This is a genomic window from Streptomyces sp. NPDC004609 (genome assembly GCF_042873655.1).
Lineage (GTDB): Bacteria > Actinomycetota > Actinomycetes > Streptomycetales > Streptomycetaceae > Streptomyces.
Map to the genome: position 1 here is coordinate 73,870 of NZ_JBIALS010000012.1, position 23,978 is coordinate 97,847.

21 protein-coding genes are annotated in these 23,978 nt (G+C 72.8%); 7 read left to right on the forward strand and 14 right to left on the reverse strand.

All coding sequences use genetic code 11. From position 1 onward, the window contains the following. The first annotated feature begins 115 nt into the window (after positions 1-115). The gene (locus ACFYT4_RS14600; protein ID WP_389268183.1) at positions 116-1,216 is read left to right on the forward strand and encodes an XdhC family protein; all 1,101 of its coding nucleotides are present in this window, start codon (positions 116-118) and stop codon (positions 1,214-1,216) included. A gap of 245 nt (positions 1,217-1,461) precedes the next feature. Here ACFYT4_RS14600 and ACFYT4_RS14605 read toward each other — a convergent pair whose 3' ends face one another. The 3 genes from ACFYT4_RS14605 to ACFYT4_RS14615 form a co-directional block, all read right to left on the reverse strand. Next, the gene (locus ACFYT4_RS14605) at positions 1,462-2,820 is read right to left on the reverse strand and encodes a globin domain-containing protein (RefSeq protein ID WP_389268185.1); all 1,359 of its coding nucleotides are present in this window, start codon (positions 2,818-2,820) and stop codon (positions 1,462-1,464) included. A gap of 199 nt (positions 2,821-3,019) precedes the next feature. Continuing rightward, positions 3,020-3,802, reverse strand: a complete 783-nt coding sequence (gene nagB / locus ACFYT4_RS14610; protein WP_389268187.1) for a glucosamine-6-phosphate deaminase — start codon at positions 3,800-3,802, stop codon at positions 3,020-3,022. Positions 3,803-4,097: 295 nt separating this feature from the next. Beyond that, on the reverse strand, positions 4,098-4,601 hold the full coding sequence (locus ACFYT4_RS14615) for an SRPBCC family protein (RefSeq protein WP_389268189.1): 504 nt from the start codon (positions 4,599-4,601) through the stop codon (positions 4,098-4,100). 433 nt (positions 4,602-5,034) lie between these two features. On the opposite strand from ACFYT4_RS14615, the gene ACFYT4_RS14620 reads away from it, so the two are divergent. After that, on the forward strand, positions 5,035-6,258 hold the full coding sequence (locus tag ACFYT4_RS14620; protein WP_389268191.1) for an acyltransferase family protein: 1,224 nt from the start codon (positions 5,035-5,037) through the stop codon (positions 6,256-6,258). Positions 6,259-6,300: 42 nt separating this feature from the next. Here ACFYT4_RS14620 and ACFYT4_RS14625 read toward each other — a convergent pair whose 3' ends face one another. From ACFYT4_RS14625 to dhaK, 7 genes are all read right to left on the reverse strand, one after another. Beyond that, entirely contained in the window at positions 6,301-7,065 is a 765-nt protein-coding gene (locus ACFYT4_RS14625; RefSeq protein ID WP_389268193.1) for an SDR family NAD(P)-dependent oxidoreductase, read from the reverse strand. Between the two features lie 85 nt (positions 7,066-7,150). Further along, entirely contained in the window at positions 7,151-7,729 is a 579-nt protein-coding gene (locus ACFYT4_RS14630; protein WP_389268195.1) for a TetR/AcrR family transcriptional regulator, read from the reverse strand. A gap of 347 nt (positions 7,730-8,076) precedes the next feature. Then, on the reverse strand, positions 8,077-8,703 hold the full coding sequence (locus ACFYT4_RS14635) for a class F sortase (RefSeq protein WP_389268197.1): 627 nt from the start codon (positions 8,701-8,703) through the stop codon (positions 8,077-8,079). A 19-nt stretch (positions 8,704-8,722) separates the two neighbouring features. Further along, on the reverse strand, positions 8,723-9,514 hold the full coding sequence (locus tag ACFYT4_RS14640) for a hypothetical protein (protein WP_389268199.1): 792 nt from the start codon (positions 9,512-9,514) through the stop codon (positions 8,723-8,725). A 304-nt stretch (positions 9,515-9,818) separates the two neighbouring features. Then, the gene (locus ACFYT4_RS14645; protein WP_389268201.1) at positions 9,819-10,229 is read right to left on the reverse strand and encodes a PTS-dependent dihydroxyacetone kinase phosphotransferase subunit DhaM; all 411 of its coding nucleotides are present in this window, start codon (positions 10,227-10,229) and stop codon (positions 9,819-9,821) included. Next, entirely contained in the window at positions 10,226-10,834 is a 609-nt protein-coding gene (dhaL, locus tag ACFYT4_RS14650) for a dihydroxyacetone kinase subunit DhaL (protein ID WP_389268203.1), read from the reverse strand. The genes ACFYT4_RS14645 and dhaL overlap by 4 nt, the downstream gene beginning before the upstream one ends. A gap of 35 nt (positions 10,835-10,869) precedes the next feature. After that, on the reverse strand, positions 10,870-11,862 hold the full coding sequence (gene dhaK / locus ACFYT4_RS14655; RefSeq protein ID WP_389268205.1) for a dihydroxyacetone kinase subunit DhaK: 993 nt from the start codon (positions 11,860-11,862) through the stop codon (positions 10,870-10,872). Between the two features lie 743 nt (positions 11,863-12,605). Here dhaK and ACFYT4_RS14660 point away from each other — a divergent pair. Together ACFYT4_RS14660 and ACFYT4_RS14665 are read left to right on the forward strand one after the other, a co-directional pair. Beyond that, complete coding sequence (locus ACFYT4_RS14660; RefSeq protein WP_389268206.1) at positions 12,606-12,989, forward strand: hypothetical protein; 384 nt, start codon at positions 12,606-12,608, stop codon at positions 12,987-12,989. Between the two features lie 404 nt (positions 12,990-13,393). Continuing rightward, positions 13,394-15,124, forward strand: a complete 1,731-nt coding sequence (locus ACFYT4_RS14665) for a hypothetical protein (protein WP_389268208.1) — start codon at positions 13,394-13,396, stop codon at positions 15,122-15,124. A 104-nt stretch (positions 15,125-15,228) separates the two neighbouring features. Here ACFYT4_RS14665 and ACFYT4_RS14670 read toward each other — a convergent pair whose 3' ends face one another. Together ACFYT4_RS14670 and ACFYT4_RS14675 are read right to left on the reverse strand one after the other, a co-directional pair. Then, positions 15,229-15,783, reverse strand: a complete 555-nt coding sequence (locus ACFYT4_RS14670) for an SUKH-4 family immunity protein (protein ID WP_389268210.1) — start codon at positions 15,781-15,783, stop codon at positions 15,229-15,231. Positions 15,784-15,793: 10 nt separating this feature from the next. Then, complete coding sequence (locus tag ACFYT4_RS14675; RefSeq protein WP_389268212.1) at positions 15,794-17,341, reverse strand: nucleic acid/nucleotide deaminase domain-containing protein; 1,548 nt, start codon at positions 17,339-17,341, stop codon at positions 15,794-15,796. A 453-nt stretch (positions 17,342-17,794) separates the two neighbouring features. On the opposite strand from ACFYT4_RS14675, the gene ACFYT4_RS14680 reads away from it, so the two are divergent. The 3 genes from ACFYT4_RS14680 (at position 17,795) to ACFYT4_RS14690 (ending at position 20,456) form a co-directional block, all read left to right on the forward strand. Continuing rightward, the gene (locus ACFYT4_RS14680; RefSeq protein WP_389268214.1) at positions 17,795-18,685 is read left to right on the forward strand and encodes an SUKH-4 family immunity protein; all 891 of its coding nucleotides are present in this window, start codon (positions 17,795-17,797) and stop codon (positions 18,683-18,685) included. 357 nt (positions 18,686-19,042) lie between these two features. After that, the gene (locus ACFYT4_RS14685; RefSeq protein ID WP_389268216.1) at positions 19,043-19,840 is read left to right on the forward strand and encodes a matrixin family metalloprotease; all 798 of its coding nucleotides are present in this window, start codon (positions 19,043-19,045) and stop codon (positions 19,838-19,840) included. Positions 19,841-19,976: 136 nt separating this feature from the next. After that, a complete protein-coding gene (locus ACFYT4_RS14690; protein WP_389268218.1) occupies positions 19,977-20,456 on the forward strand; it encodes a MarR family transcriptional regulator in 480 nt (159 codons plus the stop codon). Between the two features lie 154 nt (positions 20,457-20,610). Here ACFYT4_RS14690 and ACFYT4_RS14695 read toward each other — a convergent pair whose 3' ends face one another. Then, positions 20,611-22,200 carry a N,N-dimethylformamidase beta subunit family domain-containing protein gene (locus ACFYT4_RS14695; RefSeq protein WP_389268220.1) on the reverse strand — a complete coding sequence of 530 codons (1,590 nt, stop codon included), beginning with the start codon at positions 22,198-22,200 and terminating at the stop codon, positions 20,611-20,613. A 490-nt stretch (positions 22,201-22,690) separates the two neighbouring features. After that, a complete protein-coding gene (locus ACFYT4_RS14700) occupies positions 22,691-23,878 on the reverse strand; it encodes a cytochrome P450 (protein WP_389268222.1) in 1,188 nt (395 codons plus the stop codon). Positions 23,879-23,978 lie beyond the last annotated feature (100 nt).

The following is a 23,978-nucleotide window of genomic DNA, read 5'->3' on the forward strand; positions in this document are numbered from 1 at the left end:
CGCGCGGTGACGCCGGGGCGCGGGACACGGTCCGTGGCGGCGCCGACAGCGGGTACACCTCTCGCGGTGGCGTCCCCGGCCGTGGTGCGGGACGCTCCCGGCGGCGGTGAGCCCGATGCGTGAGATCCTTCCGGCGCTCGGCCGCTGGTACGGCTCCGGCAGCCCCTTCGGGCTCGCCACGGTGGTCGCCGTCAGCCGCAGCGCCCCGCGCGGCCCCGGGGCGGCCATGGCCGTCGGCCCCGGTGACGCCGCCCTCGGCAGCGTCTCCGGGGGCTGTGTGGAGGGAGCGGTCTTCGAGCTGGCCAAGGAGGTCGTGGCGAGTGGGGAGGCCCGGCTGGAGACCTTCGGCTACAGCGACGAGGACGCCTTCGCCGCCGGTCTCACCTGCGGCGGTGAGATCACCGTGCTCGTCCGTCCCGTCTCGGCGGCGGCCGACCCGTCGTTCGGTGAGGTCGTGGCGTCCGTCGCGGGGCACCGGCCGGTCGTGGCCGCCACCGTCGTCGACGGCCCCGCCCCGCGCGGCGCCACCCTCGCCGTGTGGCCCGGCGCCGTCTCCGGCACCCTGGGAACGGCCGGACTCGACGCGGCCGTCGTCGCCGACGCGCGCGGGGAACTCGCCCTCGGCGCGACCGGCCTCCGCCACTACGGCCCCCACGGAGAGCGCCGTGAGGACGCCGTCACCGTCTTTCTGCACTCGTTCGCCCCGCCGCCCCGGATGCTGGTCTTCGGGGCGATCGACTTCGCCGCCGCGGTGGCGAGGATCGGCGCGTTCCTCGGCTACCGGGTGACCGTGTGCGACGCCCGTCCCGTCTTCGCCGACCCGAGGCGCTTCCCCGAGGACGCGGAGGTGGTCGTCGCCTGGCCACACCGCTATCTGGGCGCCACCGAGACCGACGGGCGGACCGTGATCTGCGTCCTCACCCACGACCCCCGGTTCGACGTTCCGGTGCTGGAGGCGGCGCTGCGCTCCGAAGCCGCCTACATCGGGGTGATGGGCAGCCGGAGGACACACGACGACCGGATGGCACAGCTGCGGGGGCGAGGGCTGACCGAGGCGCAACTGGAGCGGCTGCGCTCACCGATCGGCCTCGACCTCGGGGCCCGTACACCCGAGGAGGTGGCCGTGTCGATCGCGGCGGAGATCGTCGCCCTGCGCTGGGGCGGCAGCGGCGCGCCGCTCGCACGGACGCGGGGGCCGATCCATCACCGTCCCTGACGGGCGTCCGGGCGCGGCCGTCGCGCGGGCCCCGCGTGCAGCGTGGTGCTCGCCGTCCGGATCCGGGGCCGGATCCGCACCGGGGTGCTCCAGGAGGCGCCGACCGCGGTCACCGGCCCTCCCGTATGCCACTTCCGTGAGTTCCTCCGAGCCCGTACGTCCCTTTGAGCCCGTTGCGCTCCGCGCGGGCCGGGGGAGGGGCCACCGGGGGAGGCGCGGCGGTGCCCCCGGCGCGCCGGATGAGATCACCGTCCGCCGTGCCCGCCGCGGAAGGCACTGATCGCGGCCGCCGCGCTCTCCCGGCCGGGCGCGTCCTCGTCGGGGGTCCGGTGCGCGACCGTGCCGGGCGGCGCGGCGGCCGGGGCGTCCAGCGGCCGGATTCGGGCGTCCGGGTCGATCCAGTTCACCGGGACGGGATCGACGAACGCCTCGGCGTGGGAGACGTGCCCCCGCGGTTTGACCGACGACGGCAGCGGATCGCGGATCAGGGAGTCCTCCGGCAGCCCGCACGCGTACAGCAGCGCCGCCGTCTCCTCGACGAACATCACCGGTCCGCAGAGGTAGACGCGCTCGTCCGCCCAGTCCCGGCGCCCCCGCAGATGGGTGTGCAGCCGTTCCGCCGCGCGTATATGGCCCTCGCCGCGCTCCTGGTACCACCAGTACGCGCTCAGACAGGGGTGGTCGCGCAGAAGGTCGTCGAGGGACGCGCCGTCGTAGAAGTGCGCCTCGCCGCGGGCCACGGCGTCGATCCGGATCCGGGGCGCGGGCCGGCGGCGCAGCAGCTCGTCGAGGACCGACTTGACGGGGGCCCAGCCCGTACCGGCGGCGATGAGGGTGACGGCGGGGGTGCCGGGCGGCGGGGTGAGCGCGGATCCCGAGGCCGCCCCGAGCCGCAGGGTCTGGCCGGGTTCGGTGCGGTCGCACAGCACATTGCTGAGCAGCCCGTCCGGCACCCGGCCGACATGGAATTCGAGCACCCGCTCCCGGTCGGGGCCGACCGCCCCGCCCGCCAGCGAGTAGGGCCGCCACACCCCCGGCAGCTCCGGGTGCTCGATGGTCGCGTACTGACCGGGCAGCCAGGGGTACGGGGTCCGGACGGCCGCCCGCACGACCGCCGTGTGGTCCCCGTGCAGCCGGTGGGAGAGGACCGTGGCGCTCCAGAACGCGGGCTCGTGCGCCGCCGCCGCGCGGCGCGCACCGGCCGCCATGAGCGCGGCGGTGTGCCCGTACACCCGCAGCCAGGCCGACTCCGTCCGCTCGTCCCACAGATTCGGGCTGTGGTGGCGCACGGCGGCGACCAGGCTCGCACCGACCGCCGCGTAGTCCTCCTCCACGATCCCGAACTTGCGGTGGTCCCGGCCGAGCCGCTCCAGATGGGCGGGAAGCCCGGGATGGTCCAGGTGCTCCACCACATGGACCAGCGTGGTGAACAGCCGTTCGTACTGATCGTCCATCAGGGCCGGGAACAGCGGCCTGAGATGCGGATGGTTGGCGAAGAGGTGCGCGTAGAAGTACCGGACCACATGTCCGGCCCGCCTTCTGACCCGCTCCAGACTCGCGCCGACCAGGGCGATGTCGTGGCGGGCGGTGCTGTCGTCGTCCATGTGGTTCCCCCGGGGCCGCACGTCCGCGCGCCGACTGAACGCACGAGTAGTGCCGAGCGAGCGCACCGTATCAACTCAGGGGAGAAGATGAGCCGTTGAATGCTAAATCTGTTCCGGATATGTTCCGGCCGGGCCAAAAACGCCGTCCCGGCCGGAACATCCGCACCGCTTCCGGGGCCCGCGCCCGGTGGCGGATTTGTCAGATGCCCTGCCAGTCGGGCTTGGACGCGTAGGTCGCGCGGAAGTAGTCGGCGAGTTTCAGCCGGGAGGCCGCGGCCTCGTCGACCACCACGGTGGCGTGCGGATGGAGTTGCAGTGCCGAGGCGGGGACGAGCGCCGAGAGCGGGCCCTCGACGGCGAGTGCCACGGCGTCGGCCTTGGCCCCGCCGGTGGCCAGCAGCACCACATGGCGGGCGTCCAGGATGGTGCCGATCCCCTGCGTGATCACATGGTGCGGGACCTCTTCGAGGCTGTCGAAGAACCGCGCGTTGTCCCGGCGGGTCCGCTCGGTGAGGGTCTTGATCCGGGTGCGGGACGCGAGCGAGGAGGACGGCTCGTTGAACCCGATGTGCCCGTCGCCGCCGATGCCCAGCAACTGGAGGTCGACACCGCCGGCCTCCGCGAGCGCGCGGTCGTACGCGGCGCAGGCCGCCGCCACGTCCTCGGCGGTGCCGTCGGGGCCCATGAACGAGGACTCGGGCAGGCCGAGCGGTGCGACGAACTCCCGCAGGACCACCGAGCGGTACGACTCCGGGTGGCCGTGCGGCAGGCCCACGTACTCGTCGAGCTGGCATATCCGGGCCGCGGACACCGACACCTCGCCGGCGCGGACCTTGGCGGTGAGGGCTTCGTAGACGGGCAGCGGTGTCGAGCCGGTGGCCACCCCCAGCAGGGCGTCCGGCTTGTGTCGCAGCAGCTCGGCCATGGCTTCGGCGATGAGTTCCCCACCGGAGGCGGCATCCGGAACGATGACAACTTCCACGAACGTCCCTGTCTCTTCGTGCGCTCTGTGCGTGACCTCGGGTCCGCACAATGGTGTAGACCAATCTACCCCAGCTGGGGACTCCTATGCGTGTAGAAGCCAAGTAGCCCGAACGGTGCGAAGGGCCCGCCAGTCGAATCGTCGGCCCAGGTCCGCCGGTGGTCCGCCCGGCATACGAGTGGACCACCGGGCGGGGAGCCGCCCGCCGCCCGCCCGCGACCGCTTACCAGGCCGGCCCGGAGCAGCGCGGTCCGCGGTGGCAACCGGCTGAGCCCCCGGCCCACCGGCGCCCGGGTCAGCCGCCGAGGCGGTCGTAGAACTCCTTCTGCGCCGGGTAGTACGTCTCGAACGCCGGCAGCCCGGCGCCCCGGTACGAGGCGGTGAACATGTCCAGGTAGTACTCCCAGCCGGGGCCGATCTCGCCGAGCCCCGCCTCGTTCTCCCGTGACAGATGCTGGATCAGCTCCACCGTCGTCAGGCCGTCCACCTCCGACAGCAGGGCCTCCAGATGCCAGGCCCCGGCCTCGTCCGCCGTCCTGACCGCGAGCCGGCGCGGTGGCTCGCACGCCTCGATGTCCACCTCGGACCACGGTGCGCCCTCCTCGAACCCCATCCGCACCTCGATGGTCCGGCCGGGTCCCGCCTCCCCCTTCCAGGCGCCGAACCAGCGCGCGGTCCGCTCGGACTCGGTCAGATGCGCCCAGACATCCGTCATGGAGCCGGAGATCGTACGGCTGAGCACCAGATCGCGGCCGTCCTCGGTGTCCAGCAGCCTGCCGGTGGGGTGGGGGGACGTCATGGCTCTCTCTCCTCCAGGATCGATGCGCCGTCACGCGAAGGCGCCGACGATCCCACACTAGGGTCCGCCACTGACAACGGCCCCGAGCGTGCCCGCGCGCTCCGTCCCCCGCCCGCTCCACCCGCGCCTTGCCCGTGTTTCGGTCACGCGCCGTGCCCACGGGCTCCGTTCGCGCGTCCGCGCCGCGCCGGCCCGCACCCCCGCGGTCGGCGGGCCCGTCCGTACCCCGCTCCCGGCCGTCCGGTCCGCCTCCGCGTCCGTACCGGTGGCCGCCTCCCTCCACGGTCGTCCGGAACGGCGGCGGCTCCGCCGCCGACCGTCCGGATCCGATGCCGCCGGGCGGCCGGTGCCGCACTGGCGCCCCGCCCCCGCAGCCCCGACACTGGTCGCTCCCGAGCGCGAGCGGCGGCACGGACAGGAGGGGCACCCGGAGATGTCACAGGCCCGCACCGAGACCCCCGGGGCCACGCCCCCGGACCGGCGGCCGGAGCTGGACGCCATCCGGCTCCTCGTGGTCGTCGGACTGGTCTTCTTCCACGCGGCACTGGTGTTCGACGAGCGGGACGACTTCTACGTCAAGAACGACGAGACCACCGGACTCACCATGATCGGCGCCGGGCTCGGTGTGGTCTGGGCCATGCCCGCCCTCTTCCTCATCGCCGGGCTCGGCACGTGGTACTCGCTGCGCCGGCGCGGTACGGGCGGCTTTCTGAAGGAGCGCCTGCTGCGGCTGGGCGTCCCGCTCGTCTTCACCACGCTCACGATGATGCCCGTGCCGCAGTGGCTCCGGCTGCGCGCCGCCGACCCCTCGTACGACGAGTCCTACCTCCGGTTCCTGCCGCGTTTCTACGACGTGCGCTTCGATCCGGCGTCCTTCCCCTTCGTGGTGCAGGGCGAGCACTTCGAGACCGGTCATCTGTGGTTCGTGGTGCTGCTGCTGGCGTTCTCCGTGCTGCTCGCGCTGCCCGTGTACGCGTTCCGCGGCGGCGGCGCCGCCCGGCTGCGCGCACGGGCGGCGGAGGCGGTGACCCGGCGCGGTGTCGTACTGCTGCCCGCCCTGCCGATCGCGCTGATCAGCGCGGTGCTGGGGCTGGAGGAGTCGTACGGCGGCTGGAGCCGGTGGGCGTATCTGCTCTTCTTCGTCTGCGGGTTCGCCCTCGCCGCCGACGACCGGTTCCGGGCCGCCATGCGCCGGGAGGCGCCCCTGGCGGCCGGGATCGGCGGTGTGCTGTTCCTGGCGGCGCTGCCCGGGTTCCTCACCCAGGACGACCCGTTCACCGCGATGACCCCGCTGGCCGTCACGGCCCGTACGCTCTTCGGGCTCACCGGCTGGCTCTGGCTGGTCGCGATCCTGGGTCTGCTCGACCGCCGCCTCCTGGCCCGTCGTTCGTCCCCTGCTCCCGCGTCCCCGCCCGCCGGGGAGCGGAGCGGGAGACGGCGTGTGTACGCGTATCTGGCCGCCGCGGTTCTGCCCTTCTACGTCCTGCACCAGCCGGTCGTCGTCGCCGTCGCGTACGGGGTCGTCGGCTGGGACTGGCCGATGCTGCCCAAGTACCTGGTGATCGTCGCCTTCTCACTGATCCTCACGACGGCCGCGTACGAACTCCTGGTACGGCGCACCCGGGTGACCCGCTTCCTGTTCGGAATGCGCGGCTGAGCGCACGGACCGGACGCGGGGCGGGCAGGCCCGCGTCCGGTCTCAGGCGCTGGCTCCGCCGTCGACGACCAGATCGTGGCCCACGGCGAAGCCCGCCTCGTCGGACGCGAGCCAGAGCACGGCGCCGACGACCTCGTCGAGCGTGCCGACCCGCCCGAGCGGGATGGAGGGCGCGAGCCGCTCATGACGCTGCTCGGGGCTCTCGCCGGGCAGGAGGGACATCGGCGCGTCACTCGCCCCCGGGCTCACCGCGTTGACGCGGATGCCGTCCCCGATGTGGTCGAGGGCGGCGGCCCGCGTCAGCGCGCTCACCCCGGCCTTCGACGTGCCGTACGCGGCCAGCATGGGCCTGCGCAGATGCGGACCGATAGTGGAGGACGTGTTGACGATCGCTCCGCCGCCCCGGGCGCGCATCTGCCGGATCTCGTGCTTCATCGAGAGGAAGACCCCCGTCAGGTTGACGTCCAGCACCCGGCGCCAGGTGTCGGAGTCGAGGTCGGCGAGGGGGCCGGGGCGGCCGAGAATCCCCGCGTTGTTGTGGGCGACGTCGAGGCCGCCGTGGCGCTCGACGACGGTCTCCACCACGCGGGCCACGTCGTCCTCCACGGTCACGTCGGCCGTCACCAGACTCGCCCGGCCGCCTTCCTTCTCGATCAGTTCGACCGTCCCGGACAGTGCTTCGGTGCCACGCCCGGCCACCACGACGGTCGCGCCCTCACGGGCGAAAGCGCGCGCCGTCGCCCGCCCGATGCCCGTGCCGCCGCCGGTGACGAGGGCGACCTTGCCGTGGAATCGGCTGCTGTTCATGGGATCTCCTTAGAGGAAAAGTCATAATTGAACGATCGGTCCAATATGCGGGCAGGGAGAAGCGCCGCAGGGGCGGGGGCGGGGTTCAGTCGAGTACGGACAGGGCGACCGCGGCCGTGTCGCGCAGCCGGGCCGGGTCCTCCGAGCTCATGCCCATGACGCGCATCCCCTGCAGCAGCGTGAGCAGGAACCGGGCCAGCGCGCGCGGGTCCTTGCCGGCGGACAGCTCGCCCTGGGCGCGGGCTCTGGCCAGCGCGGAGGTCAGGGTGCCCTCGACGAAGTCCCAGTTCGCCTCGACCCGCCGGGCCACCGCCCGGTCGTGCGGCGCCAGTTCGACGGCCGTGTTCACCACCAGGCAGCCCCGGTGCAGCGTGTCCGCCGCGGCCTCGTCCGCGTAACGCTCGACGAGGGCCCGTACCGCCGGCAGGACGGGACCCGGCCGGGAGAGCAGTCCGACGAAGTCGACGCCGTTCTCCAGATAGCGGTCGTACGCCCTGAGGTACAGCTCCCGCTTGCTGCCGAACGTCGCGTAGACGCTCGCGCGGCCGATCCCCAGGTGCTCGACGAGGTCGGCCATCGAGGTCGCCTCGTACCCCTTCAGCCAGAACAGCTCCATGGCCCGCTGAAGCGCCGCGTCAGGATCGAACTCCTTGGTCCTTGCCATACCATCGACGATAGTAGTAACTGGAATGACCAGTCAAATAAGAGTGGGGGGTCGGCCCCTGCACCGGCCTTCTGCTCGCGCTGCGGGACCATCTCCCCGCCGGGCCGGACGGCACCGGGCCCTGGCGGAACTGCTCCGTCCGAGCCGCGTGCGTCCGTCTGCTCACCGGCCGTCTCCGGCACCTCGATGCACGCCCCGGCCGGGCTCTGCCGGGCAGCGCTCCGGCCGGGCGGGCGGTGGCATCGTGGGCTGCCGGGCCGGGAGTGCGGACCGCCGACGGGCGGTGGTGCCGGGCGACAGGCCCCCGGCGGCCGGGTGATGGCGGCCGGGTGATGGCGGTCCGGCGGTCAGCGGACTTCGACGAGCCGCGCGAAGACCACCACATTGCCGTCGTAGCCCGCCTTCTTCGAGTACGTGCCCCCGCAGGTGATCAGGCGCAGTTCCGGCCGGGGCCCGTCGCGGTACACCCGGTCGGCCGGGAAGTCCGTCCGGGGGTACATCTCGACGCCGTAGACGGAGAACACGGCCGTACTGCCGTCCTCGCGCAGGACCTCGATACGGCTGTCCCGCTTCAGCGTGCCGAGAGGGTAGAAGACGGCCGGTCCCCGGTCGTTGTCGACATGGCCGACGACGACGGAGGTACCGCGCCCGCCCGGGGCGGCGGCGCCCGTGTACCAGCCGGCCAGATTGTCGTCCGCGAGCGGCGGTGCCTCGATCGAACCGTCCTGCTCCAGGCCGACCCCCGTCAGCGGGGCGTCCACCCCGATGGACGGGACGGCGAGCCGGCGCGGCGGGGAGTGGGGGAGCGGACCGGGCGCGGCCGGGAGCGCGGCGGCGGCTTCCGGGCGCGCCGAGGCGGCCGCCTCCGGGCGGGGCGGTCCGCCGTCGCCGGTCTCGGCGCGCAGCAGGAAGACACCGAGCAGCAGTACGCACAGCAGTGTGCACCAGGTGGCGCGTCGCGAGGCCGGCTGCATGGCGGTCCGGCGCGCCGCGTCAGACGCCGTCCCCGGCACGGCGGCGGCGCGCCAGGAGGACACCTGCGCCGCCGACCGCCCCCGCCACCAGGGCGGATCCGACGGCGATCTGAGCCGGGCTCAGCCCGGAGAGGCTGCCGCCGGCGCCCGCTTTCACCCCACCGCCGGGCTTGACGGGAGTGGACGGCCTGTGCGTAACGGTTCCGGTGTGGGTTCCGCTGCCCGTGTGGGAGGCAGAGGCGATCACGACGACCGCCGTTCCCTTCTCGCCCTTGCAGTCGAAGGTGATCTCGTACTCGGCTCCGGGTTTGGCGTCTTCGAAGATCTTCGCCGTCACCGGGAGTCCTTCGGTGAGCGTCACGGTCTCGAACACGCCCGAGGACGCGGTCACGGCCGGGGACTCGCACTCGGTCGCGTTGAGCGTCACGGTCTCACCCGGCGCGACCCGCTCGGGTGTGACAGTGAATCCGAAGGACGTGATGTCGTTCCCCGTCCCCGCTCCCGTTCCCGTCCCCGCTCCCGTTCCCGTCCCCGTTCCGGAACCGCGATCGGATCCCGGGCGGGTCTCGGCCCCGGCGTCGGCACCGGTGGAGACCTCGTCCTCGCCGCGTGCCTCGTCCGCGGTCCCGAGCGTGCGTTCGTCTCCGGCCCCGGACTCGTCCCCGGTCCCGAGTCCGTCTCCAGCCCCGCCGCCGACGACTGGGGCCGGGACCGGTACGGGCTCCGCCGCCGCGGTGGGAACGCCCACCGCCAGGGCCATGGTGCCGACGAGGGCGAGGGAGGCGAGGGAAGCACACCGTCTGGCTGGCATGATCAGGCCTCCGATGGTAGGAAACGCACCTATCGGGACCGACGCTAGGAGGGCCGCGGCGGTACTGCCACCGGTGGTGGGCCGAACGGTCGTCGGGACGTTCCGAGATGCTCCGGGCGGGTGCCCCGGCGTACCCCGACGTCCCCGGGACGAGCCGGGGCACCCGGGACGGCTGCCGCCGTGCGCGTCCCGGCCCGTTCGCTTCCGGGCGGCCGTCGGGGCCACCAGCGGAAGCGGTACGGGTGCCCGCCCCGGCGGCGGGACCGTGACGACTGCTCCCCGGCCCCGCGGGCAGCCGGGTGCCTCAGACCTTCCGATAGGCGTACGCTTCCGCTGCCGCCGCCTCCACCGCGTCCAGATCGCCGCCCGCCGAGGCCGTCACCACCGCCGCGACGGCCCCCTCCACAAAGGGTGCGTCCACCAGGCGTGCACCGTCGGGCAGTTCGTCGCCCTCCGCGAGCAGCGCCTTCACGGTCAGCACCGCACTCCCGAGATCGGCCAGCAAGGCCACCCCGGCTCCCTGGTCGACCGCCGCCGCCGCTCCGGCGATCAGCTCGGAGCTGGTGCCGAGGCCGCCGTCCGTGGTGCCCCCGGCCGCGGCGACCGGCGCGGTCGAGTCGCCGCCCGCGAGACCCGCGGCGAGGACGGCGACGGACTCGGCCACCTCCTTGCTGTGGGAGACCAGCACGATCCCGACCGGCCCGTCCGCGCTCATGCCGACACCGCCTGCGCGAGCGCCGCGACGATCAGGGCGGACGAGGTGGCCCCCGGGTCCTGGTGCCCGATGCTGCGTTCGCCCAGATAGCTCGCCCGGCCCTTGCGCGCCTGCATCGGCACGGTCGCCAGCGCACCCCGCTCGGCCGCCTCACCGGCCCCGGCGAAGGACTCGGTGGCGTCGCCGAGCGCCTCGACCGCGGGTTCCAGCGCGTCCAGCATGGTCTTGTCCCCGGCCGTGGCCCCACCGAGCTGTGCCACCGCGGCGACACCGGCCCGCAGGGCGTCGGCCAACTGCGCGGGCGTCACCACGGCCGCTTCGCCGAGCGCCTTGCCCGTACGCCGCAGCAGCGTCCCGTACAGCGGACCGGACGCCCCGCCGACGGTGGCGATCAGCTGCCGGCCCGCCAGCATCAGCACCGCGCCGGGGGTCCCCGGCGACTCCTTCTCCAGGGCCGCCGTGACCGCCGCGAACCCGCGCTGCATATTGCTGCCGTGGTCGGCGTCCCCGATGGCCGAGTCCAGCTCGGTGAGACGGTCCGCCTCCCGGTCCACGAGGTCGCCCGCGGCTGTCAGCCAGCGGCGGAAGAAGTCGGCGTCGAGCACATGAGCTCCCTGTGATCAGTGGTTCCCGGCCGGTTTCAGCGGCCCCAGCGCAGCGCCGGTGTCCGTACCGGAGCGTCCCACAGCCGCAGCAGCTCCTCATCGGCCTGGCAGACCGTCACCGAGCAGCCCGCCATGTCGAGCGAGGTCACATAGTTCCCGACGAGGGTACGTGCCACCGCCACCCCGCGCTCGGCGAGCACCCGGTGCACCTCCGCGCTGAATCCGTACAGCTCCAGCAGCGGAGTGGCGCCCATTCCGTTCACGAGCAGCAGCACCGGGCCCGTCGGCGGCCGGTCCTCCAGGACCGCGTCCACGGCGAAGTCGGCGATCTCCCGCGAGGTCATCATCGGCCGCCGCTCGCGGCCCGGCTCACCGTGAATACCGATCCCCAACTCCAGCTCCCCGGGCGGGAGGTCGAAGGTCGGGGTCCCCTTGGCGGGTGTGGTGACCGCGCTGAGCGCCACCCCGAAGCTCCGCGAGCTGTCGTTCACCTGCCGCGCCACGGCCTCGACGCGTTCCAGCGGTGCGCCCGCCTCGGCCGCGGCGCCCGCGATCTTCTCCACGAACAGTGTCGCGCCCGTGCCGCGCCGGCCCGCGGTGAAGAGGCTGTCGGTCACCGCCACATCATCGTCGACCAGCACCTTCGCGAGCCGTACCCCTTCGTCCTCGGCCAGTTCGGCGGCCATGTCGAAGTTCAGGACGTCGCCGGTGTAGTTCTTGACGATGAACAGCACTCCCTCGCCGCTGTCCACGGCAGCGGCGGCGCGCACCATCTGATCGGGGACGGGGCTGGTGAACACCTCCCCGGGGCAGGCCGCGGAGAGCATCCCGGGCCCGACGAACCCGCCGTGCAGAGGCTCGTGCCCCGACCCGCCCCCCGACACCAGCCCCACCTGCCCGGCGACCGGCGCGTCCCGCCGCACGATCACCCGGTTCTCCACGTCCACGCTGAGTTCGGGGTGAGCGGCGGCCATCCCCCGAAGGGCGTCGGCGACGACGGTCTCGGGGACATTGATGAGCATCCTCAACGGTTCCTCCTGTGAACGGTGCCGGTCGCCCCCGAGGGGGTGTGACCGGCAACGGGCGTGTACCGGGGTCGGGGTCCCGGGCGGCCGGCGGCGCCGGGCGGTCTCCGGCGGGACCGACGCCGGCTCTCCCGACTGTCCACTCAGATCGCCCCGCCCGGCGCCGGCCGGCTCGGCCACCCCACCAGTATCGGAGAGGCCCGCCCGATCGGGGAACGACGCGTCGGCCCGGAGAGTGCCCGGCCGGGGCGGAGCCGGCGGTCCGCGGTTCGGCTCGAACGCTGCTTCGAACTATTCGGTCGGGTGACGGTCCGCACGAGCGGGACGGCTCCGCGAGGGCGGGGCGCCACCGTGCCGCTGTGGTCCGGGCCGGCCGGGTCTTCGGATGCGGGCACCTCGCCGTCACGGTCGAGGGGGAATCCCACCGAGTCCGTCCGCGTGGGCCCGGCTGCCACCGGCGATGTCTGTGGGGCCGACGCGTTCCCGGGCGGGCGTTCCCGGCCTTCGGCGCCGTGAACCGCCGATCCGCGGGTGAGAGCACTGCTGTTCAGGTGAAAAGAGCCGTGACCAGGGTGAAGAGACAGCTCATGGTGCGAGGGCGGGACAGAGCTCGGTCAAGAACACGGTTGTGGAAGGCCGGCAGTCCCGCCTCGCCGCACCCCCCGCCGTGCCCGTTCCCTCAGCACGGGCTGGTCCCTCTGCCTTCCCCCCGGTTGGCACAGCACCCAGAAAGAAGAACCATGACCATGAGCAAGCGCTTTTGCCTGGCCGTCGCGGCCGGTGTTCTGACCTCGCTGCCCCTGACGGCCGCGGCCGCGGTAGCCGTCGACCTGGACGCCCCCTACGCGCGCGCGGCGGCGAAGGTGAGCGCGGCCGGCCTTCTCACGTCGGGCAAGAACGTCGAGTCGGCACAGCGTGTCGGCACCGGGCGCTACTGCGTCAGGGTCAACTCCGGCGTCCCCCTGAGGAACTCGGTCATCATGGGGACCCCCAACAGCGGAACGCAGAGCACCCTCGACGTCCGCCGGGCACCGACTCCCGTGTGCAACAACGACGCCAGATCCATCACGGTCTTCACGTACAACGCGGGCGTGCTCACCGACACCTGGTTCACCGTCGCCGTGCTCTGACCCCCGTGGGGGGTGTCCTCCGGTCCGGGTGGTGCACGGAGGGCACCCGCGCACCGCCTTCGCCGGGTCCGGCACCGGTCCCCGGCCGTCCGCCGGGCATCGGATGATCCTGCTTCAGGCCGGAGCACCAACGGTCCCGTTGAGACGCACGTGACCAGGGAGCGACGCGTCGGGACACCTCGCGCGGAGGCGGGCCCGGCGCGGATGCGCGCCGGGCCCGGCCCTGCGTTCCGGCGGCCCGCTCGGCGCGGCCCTGCCTACCGGTCCTTCGGCGAGAACCCCGGCCGCCGGTACGGTGGGCGCCGCTTGGCAGGCGCCGACGGGCTTCGTAGTGTCGGGGCAGCCGTTGCCCGTGTGCTGCCCGGCCGGGGAGCGGCGCCGGGTCGGCCGTCGGAGGGGGCGTCATGTCGGGTGAGGCGGAAGGGGCGTCGTCGTTCGGCGCCGGCGGGGGGATTCCGGAGCCGGTGTGGGGGCGGCCGGCGTACGGGAGGGAGCCCGCGGCCGCGGCGGTGCTGGCCTGGCTGGCCGATGCGGACGCGCCCCGGCTGTGTGTGGTGACGGGGAGGGCGGGGTCCGGCAAGTCGGGGCTGCTGGCGTGGCTGGCGGTCCACGGTTCCCGCCCGGGCACCCCACCGCACCGCCGGGTCCACGCCGTGGTTCCGCTGCGGGGAATGGGGATCCGGGGAGCGGTGTGGGAGTTGGCCGGCCAGTTGGAGATGGCCGCGCGCGCTCCGGGCGAACTGGTGGAAGCCCTCGCCGCCGACGGGCGGGCGACGGTGATCGTGCTGCCGGACCTGGACGAGTCGGCGGACCCCGTGGCGCTGACCGGGCTGGTGGAGGCGCTGCTGCCCCTTCGGCACGTCCGGTTGCTGGTCGAAGCCGCGCACGCCGGCCCCGCCTGTACGAGACTGCGGGCGCACGCGCCGGCGGTCATGGACCTCGATCACGACCAGTGGACGGACCCCCGGCGTCTTTTGGCCTGGCGGACCGGGAACACCGCCGCCCCGGCACCGCCGCGGACGAAGGCCGCGGTTCCGCCGGATCCCGACGACCCGGCCCAGGTCATCGGCGCCGATCCGCTGGTGGTCACCCGCCACTACGAGACGTCCCGCGCGGATCACGGGGGACTGCGCGCCGCCTGGCTGCGCGCGGGACCTTCGTTGGGTAACGAGCCCGACCCGGCCGCCCGGGCACTGGTGCTCCAGGCCGCTCTCGGCGACGGCGCCGCCCCGCGTCTGGCCGGTGAACTGGGCGCGCTCGCCGCCGGTGCTTCCTGGCGGCTGGTGTGGAGCAGGGTCTCCGGCGACGTCAGCCCGCCCTGGCCGGGCCCCGCGCTCGCCCTGGCCGCCGGATACGGCGCACTCTCCGGTCAGCTCCTGACGGCCGACGCGCACGGCACCGTACGCAGTGTGGACCCCGCAGACGCGACCCCGCTGGGGCGCCTGCCCGAGCCGGTTCCGGGCACGGGCTCCCTGGGCATCCTGGACGACGGGACGGTGCTCGCCCTGAACGATCAGGGCCGTCTGGAGACACAGCGGAGCCCCTCCGCTCCCGTGACCTCCTCTCTCGCCGGGCTTCTCGGCGGTGACAGAGGCCCACTCGCGGAGTTCGTCGACTCCGTCCGCGACCGGCTGTCCCACCGCCCGGCGCGCGTGCTCACCGCGTCACCCGGTCTGATCGCGGCGGGCGACGCGGCGGGGGCCGTCCGCTGCTTCGCCCCGGACACCGACGCGGCCGGCCCCCGCACCGCACACCTGCACCGGGGACCGGTGACCGCGGTGAGCGCCGTGGATCTCGGCGACGGCACCGGTGCCGGGCCGATGCCGTTGGTGTACAGCGGCGGAGCCGACGGCCGGGTGCGGATCTGGTCCCCGGGCAGGGACCCGCTGGCGACACCGGTCGCCCACCGCCGGGTGCCGGTCGCCGCCCTGGCCGCCGCGCCGACGGGCGACGACGGCTCCGGGCCGGCACTGGCCATCGCCTGGGCGGACGGTCTGGTCGAACTCCGCACCCCCGGCTCCGGCGGGATCCGTTCCTTCCGCCCCGGCCCGCCCGTCCGCGCCGTGGCGCTGACGCCCGAGGGCCTCGTGATCGCCGGCATGGACGAGATGACCGTATGCCTGCAGCCCTGCTGAACCCGCCCGGCCCCGGGGCCGCGCGGCGGGTGTGCTCGACGGCAGCCGTTGTCGGGGAGCCCGATTCCGTCCGGGGCTCCGGCGGCACACGGGTGGGGCGACCGTCAGTAGTTCTGTGCCAGTACGTCGTCGAGGATGAGGTTCCACACCGAGTCCTCGTCGCCGAGCGGGGTGGGATCGACGGCTTCCACCTCTGCGCGGAAGGCTTCGACCAGGGGCTCGATTGCCTCGGGTCCGTCAGTCGCCTTGTAGGCGTCCATGAGTTCACGGAACGCCACGAGGCAGTGGACGAACGACGGGACGTCGCGGTGCAGCGACTCGTAGCCGTCCTCGCCCTCGGGGAATCCGTAGACCCTGCCGGACGACGGGTCGACCGCGAACACGGCGGTGGACATGACGCCGAGGATCAGCCAGTCACGGCTCTCCGGCGGGCAGTCCCACCCCCTGGAGTCGTACCAGGAGCCGACCCCGACCGGGAGCGGCTCGGGATCGCCGACGTCCGCACGGGAGAAGAAGAGGTCGTCGTGGGGAAGGCCCACGGACGCCAGACTCCGGGATCCCGGCCAGTCCTGTCCCGCGTACCGGGGGAAGAGCACGACTCCTTGCAGGCCGTAGAGGCGGACGAGACGGTCGAGATCGACCGGGTGGCTCGGCGGCATGTCGCTGGCGCTACCTTCTGGGGCTGGCCTTCAAGGCGTTGACGTATTCGGTGTGTTCTTTGTTCTGTGTGGCTTTGTCGCTCTGATCATACCGAACGGCGTGTGTCACATTCGTTTCGGGGAAATAGCTGTCCAGCCATCGATTGCATCGGGGAGATTTCTGGCACGGTTCACGTTCCGTGAAGAGTTCCTGAAGTCCCGACTCCTTCCCTTTCTGGAGTATCGGATGGCCGATGATCTTCTCGGAGTGATAGCTGCCGTCGCTCCGGCCCACCAGAATGGACGTGCGGCCCGTGTCCGGGTCCACATAACGGCCCGCGGCGTAATTCGCGCCCTGGTAGTAGTCGTGGGCCTTCCTCGCGTTCTGGGTGGCGCGGCCGAGTTCATCCGTGGCGGGATCCACCTTCGTCGACCTGACCGTGCCGCTGTGCCCTTTCGGCGTGTTCCACTTCTGCTGGTCCTTGCGCCCCGGAGGGCGCCAGACCTTGCCGTTCTCCATGATCCCCGACAGGTTCGCCCTGTCGTCCGCGTTCAAACCCGCCCGGTCGATCGTCCCGTTGGGAAGGAGTTTGTCGACGCTGCCGTCAAGATTGAGGATGTAGACGGGGGTGTCGTCCCCGTCGTCCTTCTTCTTGCCCGGCTGGCAGCCGTCGATGTCGTCCTTGGCCTTCTTGTCGTCCCGGTCGTTGTCCCGCTTGGTCCTGTCGAGACCGTCGGCGTTCTTCTCGATCTCCTTGGTCATCTTGACGGCCGTCTCGTCGATCTTGTCCTCGGCCTTGTCGACGGCCTCGCCGAATTTCGCGAAACGGCTGTCCTTCTTCGCCACCAGGCTGCGCTTGGTCCTTCTGCCGTCGAAGCCGTTCTTCTGCTCCTGGAGCCGGCCCTGCTCCCGGCGGAGCTCGGCCATCGCGTCCTCGAACTCGACGAACTCGGTCCACAGCACCTGGCCCACGCCGTCCGGCCCCTGCGGCAGATCCTTGCCCTGCGCGTCCTTGCCGCCCGAGGTGACGGCATCGTCGAACAGGCCCTCCAGCATCTTCAGGAGCCGTCCCTCGATCTCCTTCACCGCGAGGTCGATCAGCTGCTGTACCAGGAGATCCAGCGCCTCCCGCACGAGCACCTTCAGCGCGGCCACCGCGGCCGCGCTGAGCACCGTGCTCGCGCCGAAGGTGAAGAACGCGCCGACGATCCCGGCGCCGATCGCGACCGCCGAAGCGGTCACGTCCGCGATGATCGCGTACTTGCAGACCTCGACGAAGCCCGCGCCGGAATCCAGGGCGCCCGCGAGCACATCGACCGCGTCGGCCAGGTTCTTCATGTCCTGGCCGGACACCTTGCCCCAACGGGTCCTGAACGCGTCGACGGCATGACCACGGCTCTTGCCGTCGGTCACCGTCGCGCACGCCTTGTTGGCCCGCTCGATGGTGGTCCGCAGCTCCCCGGCGAACTCCCGGTACTCCCGGGCGGTGTCCCTGAGCTGGTCCTCGTCGATGTCCGGCCAGTCGTATCCGATGAACTCCAGGATCTCCCGGACTTCCTCCGGAAGCTGAACACCCATCGCCACCCCCGTCGCGATCCGGCCACCGCATGCGGTGTGATTCTCGGCCTGGTTGACTCTCAGCCTAGAAGACCGAGGAGCAAACTCGGCCATCAGCAGGGGTGGTTGGCGAAAAAACAGTCCTGAACCGTGCGCTCGGGCCCGCGTGGGGAATCGGTCGGCCTGCCATGATGACGGACAGTGTGCGGACGGCCGACCGCGCCCACGGCCGCTCCGGTCGCCCCGCCCCCGCTGCATCGCACGGTCGGGCGCCGGGCCGTCGCCGGACAACACCGACCGCAGGGGTCCCTCCGGCAGGTCCGGCCGGGAGCGTGCGATCCTGGGCGACGCCGTTGACGGGGAACGACCGCGCCCGTTCGGTCATGTGCCGTCCTGGGTTCGCCCGCCGTCCCAGGTCCGCCGTGCCCGGGGCGCCGGAACCCCATCCGCTGAGATCCAGGAGCGTACGTGGACGTGAACCAGCCGACCGACCCGGCGGAGCCCATGGCCGGGCACTTCGGTGCCGGCGGACTGCGCCGCTTCTCGGAGGCCGCGCTGGCGGAGGCCGCCCTGCCGCACGCCGCCGCCCGCGCGGAACTCGCCGAGACGGGAGTCCCCGTGGCCGTCGCCCCCTACTTCGGGGCGGTACCGCGGGGCGAGCCGGCGACCTTGCACATGTACGCCTCCCGCCATGGGATGCCCCCGCCACCGCCCCAGATGGGAGCCTGGCTGCGGCTCGGGGACGACAAGGGCGCACAGTTGTGCGTACGTCCCGACGGCGCCGTCCAGGCGGTCGTCCTGGACCAGGTCGTCCCCGATCTGTACGTCAGCTCCTCGGTCACGCGGCTCAACCAGTCCCTGCTCGCACTCGACCGGGCGCTGCCCCGGATCGCCGCCGCGGACGGCCTGGAACAGGCAGCGGCCGTGTTCGCCGAGCTGAACGGGCAGCTGCGGTCACTGGACGAGGCGGCCTTCGCCGATCGCGAGAGCTGGTGGCCGCGTGTTCTCGACGATGTGCGGCACACGCTCAACTTCCCTTTCTCCGCCGCGTTCGAGTTCAGGACGGACAGCGGCGGCACCGAGATCGTCACGGACACCGCAGGCCCGGCCCGGCCGCACCCCGAGGAACAGGTCTGGCGGCGGTTGTCGTCGTCCGGTGTGAGCGCCGGGCAGGTGACCCGTGTGTACTGCGAGCTGGAGCCCTGCCTGATGCCGGGACACTACTGCGCCGTGTGGATGCGTGACACCTTCCCGAACGCGCAGTTCACCCACAGCCACGACTACGGCGTCACGGCGGGATCCAGGGAGGACGGCTTCAGGGAACTCGTCATCGCCGCCGCGCGCCGGGCTCGGGGAGAACACTGAGCCGCCGTTACGGTCCGGGCATCCGCTGATCGACACCGGCACCACCGGAAGCCGCCTCGCGCCCGTCAGCCGGAGCGTCGCCGTGAGCGGATCCCCTCGCGGCCGCGCCGACGGGATTCCTCGTCGGACGTACGGGACTTTGCGACCGCCGGCGCGGATTTCCCCCTCATGGGTCAAATGGTGTGACAGGGCGGCGCGCAGTATCGTGAAAAGGAGGTTCGTGCAGCCAGGATGCCGCGTGACCGGCCCGACGCCGACGCCTCATCGCGCACGAACGATTGGTTTCTGAGCGGCGCCCACCGGATGCCGCTCAGGTCCCGAGACCACCATGAAAAAACTCATCCGGAGGTCAGGGCCATGCATGGAGAATCCCGAAAAGAGTTCTTTGACATCTCGGCTGTCCGCACACTGCAAAAAGGGCTGAGCGACCCGGACTTCGAGCAGGTCGAGGGCTTCCTTCAGCGCTTCGGCTACCTCGGCGGCGAGCACAGCGCCCGTGGTGAGCTCAGCGATCAGGTGTCGTCGGCTCTCAAGAGGTACCAGAAGCAGAACGCACTGCCGGTCACCGGCGACTTCGACGAACAGACGCGTGACCGTATGGCCGAGCCCCGCTGCGGCATGCCGGACCCGGAGTCGGGCGTCGCCTTCTCGACGGCCTGCGCGTGGGATCGCAGGGACTTGACCTACGCGTTCGACGAAGGTACCTCCGATATTCCCGGGGACGACGAGTTCGGAGCCGTCCGGAACGCCTTCCAGACCTGGGAGTTCCATACGCCGCTGACGTTCCTGGAAATCCTGCCCACCGACGACCCGGACATCCTGGTGGGCTGGCGCCCCACCGTGGAAGCGGACTTCGACATGACCGGCGCCGCGATCGCGCATGCCGACTTCCCGCCCGCCTGCGAAACACTCGTCCCGGGACTTCCGCAGCCGTTGCACTTCGACAACGGCGAGCACTTCTGGTCGATTGGGGCGGTGTCCAACGCTCACGATGTGGAGTCGGTCGCGCTTCATGAGATCGGTCACCTCATCGGGCTGCAGCACTCCAGCGTTTCCAACGCTGTGATGTTCCCGTCCATCGGCACGAACACGGTCCATCGGACCCTGGCCACGGACGACAAGGACGGCGCTCTCACGCTGTATCCCTTCCCGTAGCGGGCCCGGCGAAGGCACCACCTCGCCGTCGCTCTTCGGCGCCGCCGGCAGCAAAGGCCCTTCGGCGCTATAATCGCTCGCCTGTCGAGAATCTCGCTGGTCGAGATAAAACAAAAATGGAGAGTGTGGAGAGCGTATGGACGACCGGGACCCCGCGCTGCAACTCGTCCATGTGCTCCGGGCCGTCACGGTGGAACTCGACCTCTTCGCCGCGGAGTTCGCCGACGCCAACTCCTTGCATCCCACGGATGTGCGCGCCCTGATCCAGCTGCTGGACGCCGACCGGGCCGGGATCACCGCCACACCCGGGTGGCTCGGCGCGCAGCTGGGAGTGAACTCGGCGTCCACCACCGCGCTGATCGACAGGCTGGAGCGGCTGGGCCTCGTCCGCCGGGAACGGGACACCCGCGACCGCCGCCGCGTGTTGTTGGCCGTGGAGGAGCGGGCCGTCGCGCTGGGCTGGTCGTTCTTCGGGCCGCTGATCCACGAGATGGTGTCGGCGATGGGTTCCTTCGACGAGGCCGAGCTGGCCACGGTGCGGCGCTTCCTGCTGGCGATGCGCGATGTGGTCACGGCGGGGCGGCAGACCCAGCGGGACAGCGGCGACGGAGGATGACCGGCGCCGTGGCGCCGCCCGCCGCCGCCGGAATCGCCGCTGTCACGGTGACTCGGTGCGGGAACGCCGACCGCCGACCCGCTGGGGGCCGCCCTCCGCGGAGAAGCCGGCCGGCCGGAGCAGCGTGCCGGAGACCGCGGACCCCGATCGGCGGTCAGACCGCGTACACACTGCGCGCGTTCGGCCTCGGCGCCGGCCGGGTTCCCGCCGCCGGTCCCTCGGCGAAGGCCCGCAGCAGATTCTCGGTGGTACGGGTGACGAACGCACCCGTCCGGGCGTCCATGCCGTGGTTGCGGCCGTTCTCGCGGGTACCCGCCATGAGCGCCTCCACCCAGCGCATCGTCCCGCTGGAGAAGACGCCCGCACCGCTCGGCACGGTGTAGTACGCCGAGTCCGCGTGACTGGCCCGCCCGTTGCACACCAGGGGTGAGTGGGCGAGGATCTCCAGCGGCTCGGGGGTGGGCACACCCGGCGTGACCCGGTCGTACTCCACTCCGACCAGGTGCGCGAACGCGTTGCCCCGCCGCACCCCCGTACCGGCGTAGAGCCAGTGGTCATCACTGTGGACGACATAGGGCGCGTCCGTGGGGTAGCCCTCGTAGAGGACACCCGTCAGGGACGACTCGGGGGCGGCGGCCGGCGACTGGCGGAAGTCGTTGGTGGGCAGATCCCGGTGGGCGGCGAAGTACGGATCGTCCCGGTAGGCCGACCTGTAGCAGACGACCGTGCGGTACGCGCCGGGGCCGGTGCCCTCCGGACGGATCCGCCGGAAGCAGGCGTTCGCGCCCAGGAACGCCACATTGGTGCCCGCGTCCCGCGCCGCGGTGACGTGCAGCCGCTGCCGCGGCGTCCAGTACTCGTCGTGGCCGAGCGACAGCACCGCCGCGGCGCCGCGCAGCGCGGACGGGTCCTGGTGCACGTCCAGCCCCGTCGTATACGCCAGGGGGATGCCGAGCCGTTCCGCGAGGACCACCACCGCGCGTTCGTAGACCAGGAACTTCTCGGCGCCTTCCCGGTCGTAGGGCCGGTCGAACGACACGGCGAGCGACCGGGTCGCGTACGAGCCGTCCTCGCCCCGGTAGAGGTCGTGGCCGCCCCAGGTGTTGTACGCCTGCCAGGTCGCCACCGCGTGCATCAGCACCGTCCGGCCCCGGACGTCGGCGGAGCGGACGATCAGCGGGATGTACCGCTGATGGCCGTTCTCCGCGTCGAGGCGCAGCAGATACGCGCCCGGCGGCCAGCCGTCGGCGCGCACGGACGTGGTGCGTTCCCAGTCCGCCCGGACGGTCCGGGTGTCGGGGAGCAGCCGCGCGGGCGCCTGCCGCCGTCCCGGCAGCCGTTCCGAGCGCCAGACGAGCCGGGCCCCGGCACCGCCGTACCAGCCGATCCGGTAGGCGCTCACACGGAAGCCGGGCGCGGTGGTCGAGACGTGGAGGCCGAACTCCTCGCCGGGCAGGACTCCGGCCCTGTCGGTGTAGCCCTCGACCGCGTCGGGCGGACCGGTCGAGGCGATCCGCCAGTCGGGGTTTCCCGGCCTCTCCCGCTCGGGGGCCGTCGCCGCCGGCCCGGGGGAGGTCCGGCCGGACGGCGCGGGGCTTCGGCCCGGAGCGGAGTCACATCCGGCCGCGGCCGTGGCGACCCCCGCGACGGCCGCCCCGAGGAAACCCCGCCGGTCCAGGCGGGCGTGCTCACTCCCGCCGTACGCCTGCCGCCCGCCGTCCCCGTACTCCACGTCATCGCCCATCGCGCCGCTCCGTGTCCCGGCCACCGTGCCGTCGCAGCGATCATCCGACGGCGCGCGGGCGCGGGCGACCGCAGGGACCCGGATGCCGGTACGTCCGGCCGGGTCGGGGCGTCGCCGGCCCTCCAGGCGCACCGCCGTCGCCGACGGATTCCCGGTGATCCGGCGCCCGCGCGGCCCGAGTGACGACGGGCCGACGACCCGGGCGGGACCCGGGAAACACCACCGTGGTGGCGGCGCCGTCTCCGACACCGCCTGCGGGACGCCACGGAGGCCGGGCCCGGAACGGCACAGCGGCACCGGACGGCTCGGAGGACGAACCCTCCGGCGCGTCACCCGGGGGCCGCGGGCGTCGTCGGCTGCCGCCGGGGCGGTGGCGGACGCGATGGTCCGTCCAACTGCTCACCCCGGAGAAGGAGTTCCCCGGGCGCCGCCGCCCGCGGTCGCCGGGTGCCGCGCCGAGCGGTGGACCGGCCGGCCGCCGCGGAACACTTCACCAGGTGACGGACACCTCCGTGGGGCCGGCGTCGTTCTGGCCGCGGGCCCACACCAGCCGGTCGACGGGGACGCCGAGCCGGAGGCCGGGCAGCTGCCGGGCGACGGCCCGGAAGGCGGCGCGGAGTTCGATACGGGCCAGGGCCGCGCCGAGGCAGTGGTGCGGGCCCCGGCCGAAGCCCAGATGGGGGCTGGAGCCCTGCCGCCCGGGCAGGAACCGGTCGGGCTCGGGGAAGTGCCGGGGATCGCGGTTGGCCGCCTCCAGCCGCACCAGGACCGGGTCACCGGCCCTGATCGCGACCCCTGCCAGCTCCAGGTCCTCATGCGCCCACCGCGGGAACGGCTCCGCGGTCAGCCCGGACTGATGGCGCAGCAGCTCCTCCACCACGCCCTCCAGCTCCTCGGGGGCGTCGGCGAGGCGGGCCAGCCGTCCCTCGGCGATGAGCTGGATCGTGCCGACGCCGATCGCGTTACGGGTGGTCAGATAGCCCGCGGCGACGATGGTGGTGGACATGCCGACGAGTTCGTCGTCGCTCAGCCGTCCGTCGTCGCCGTCGCGCACCGTGATCAGGCCGCTGAGGAGGTCGTCCCCGGGGCTCCGGCGTTTGCCGGCGACCAGATCGGCGGCGTACAGCGTGAGGTCGTGCCAGGCACGTGTCGCCGCGGCCACCTCCGCCGAGTCGCCCGCCGCGGAGAAGTCCGCGGAACTCGCCGTGTCGGCCAGCTCACGGAAGCGCTCGCTCCCGTCGATCGTCACGCCCAGCAGCTCCCCGATCACCCGCAGCGGCAGCGGTGCGGCGAGCCCGGCGATCAGGTCGGCGGGCGGTCCGGCGGCGGCGAGCGCTGCCGTGTACTCGACCGCCAGCTCCTCGACGCGCGGTCGCAGTGTGGCGATCCGCCTCGGTGTGAACGCCTTGGAGACCAGCCGCCGGAGCCGCGCGTGCGCCTCGCCGTCCTGGAACAGCGTGTGGTTGCCCGCGGAGGTGGCCCCCGGCGGCGCCATCCCGAACCGCGCGTCGGACAGCACCGCCGCGACGGCGTCGTACGAGGTGACCAGCCACGCCCGCCGGCCGTCCGGGGTCATCACCGGAGCGACGGGGGTTCCGGTGCGCAGCTCCGCGTACTCCGGGCACGGTTCCAGGGGGCCGGGGTGGTCGAACGGCAGGGTTCGTACGGGAATGGACATGGCGGGCACCTCATCTTCACCGGGGCGGGGGACTTCCCCCGAGCCCCATGCCACACCGTGACGTCGCGGCGGGGTCAAGCGCCCGGGTCCGTGCGGCCCG

Excerpts from the sequence above, each read along its gene's own strand:
- ACFYT4_RS14600 (WP_389268183.1), top strand. The coding sequence starts at position 116 with ATGCGTGAGATCCTTCCGGCGCTCGGCCGCTGGTACGGCTCCGGCAGC.
- ACFYT4_RS14605 (WP_389268185.1), bottom strand. The coding sequence starts at position 2,820 with ATGGACGACGACAGCACCGCCCGCCACGACATCGCCCTGGTCGGCGCG.
- ACFYT4_RS14615 (WP_389268189.1), bottom strand. The coding sequence starts at position 4,601 with ATGACGTCCCCCCACCCCACCGGCAGGCTGCTGGACACCGAGGACGGC.
- ACFYT4_RS14620 (WP_389268191.1), top strand. The coding sequence starts at position 5,035 with ATGTCACAGGCCCGCACCGAGACCCCCGGGGCCACGCCCCCGGACCGG.
- ACFYT4_RS14625 (WP_389268193.1), bottom strand. The coding sequence starts at position 7,065 with ATGAACAGCAGCCGATTCCACGGCAAGGTCGCCCTCGTCACCGGCGGC.
- ACFYT4_RS14630 (WP_389268195.1), bottom strand. The coding sequence starts at position 7,729 with ATGGCAAGGACCAAGGAGTTCGATCCTGACGCGGCGCTTCAGCGGGCC.
- ACFYT4_RS14635 (WP_389268197.1), bottom strand. The coding sequence starts at position 8,703 with ATGCAGCCGGCCTCGCGACGCGCCACCTGGTGCACACTGCTGTGCGTA.
- ACFYT4_RS14640 (WP_389268199.1), bottom strand. The coding sequence starts at position 9,514 with ATGCCAGCCAGACGGTGTGCTTCCCTCGCCTCCCTCGCCCTCGTCGGC.
- ACFYT4_RS14645 (WP_389268201.1), bottom strand. The coding sequence starts at position 10,229 with ATGAGCGCGGACGGGCCGGTCGGGATCGTGCTGGTCTCCCACAGCAAG.
- ACFYT4_RS14660 (WP_389268206.1), top strand. The coding sequence starts at position 12,606 with ATGAGCAAGCGCTTTTGCCTGGCCGTCGCGGCCGGTGTTCTGACCTCG.
- ACFYT4_RS14665 (WP_389268208.1), top strand. The coding sequence starts at position 13,394 with ATGTCGGGTGAGGCGGAAGGGGCGTCGTCGTTCGGCGCCGGCGGGGGG.
- ACFYT4_RS14670 (WP_389268210.1), bottom strand. The coding sequence starts at position 15,783 with ATGCCGCCGAGCCACCCGGTCGATCTCGACCGTCTCGTCCGCCTCTAC.
- ACFYT4_RS14675 (WP_389268212.1), bottom strand. The coding sequence starts at position 17,341 with ATGGGTGTTCAGCTTCCGGAGGAAGTCCGGGAGATCCTGGAGTTCATC.
- ACFYT4_RS14685 (WP_389268216.1), top strand. The coding sequence starts at position 19,043 with ATGCATGGAGAATCCCGAAAAGAGTTCTTTGACATCTCGGCTGTCCGC.
- ACFYT4_RS14690 (WP_389268218.1), top strand. The coding sequence starts at position 19,977 with ATGGACGACCGGGACCCCGCGCTGCAACTCGTCCATGTGCTCCGGGCC.
- ACFYT4_RS14695 (WP_389268220.1), bottom strand. The coding sequence starts at position 22,200 with ATGGGCGATGACGTGGAGTACGGGGACGGCGGGCGGCAGGCGTACGGC.
- ACFYT4_RS14700 (WP_389268222.1), bottom strand. The coding sequence starts at position 23,878 with ATGTCCATTCCCGTACGAACCCTGCCGTTCGACCACCCCGGCCCCCTG.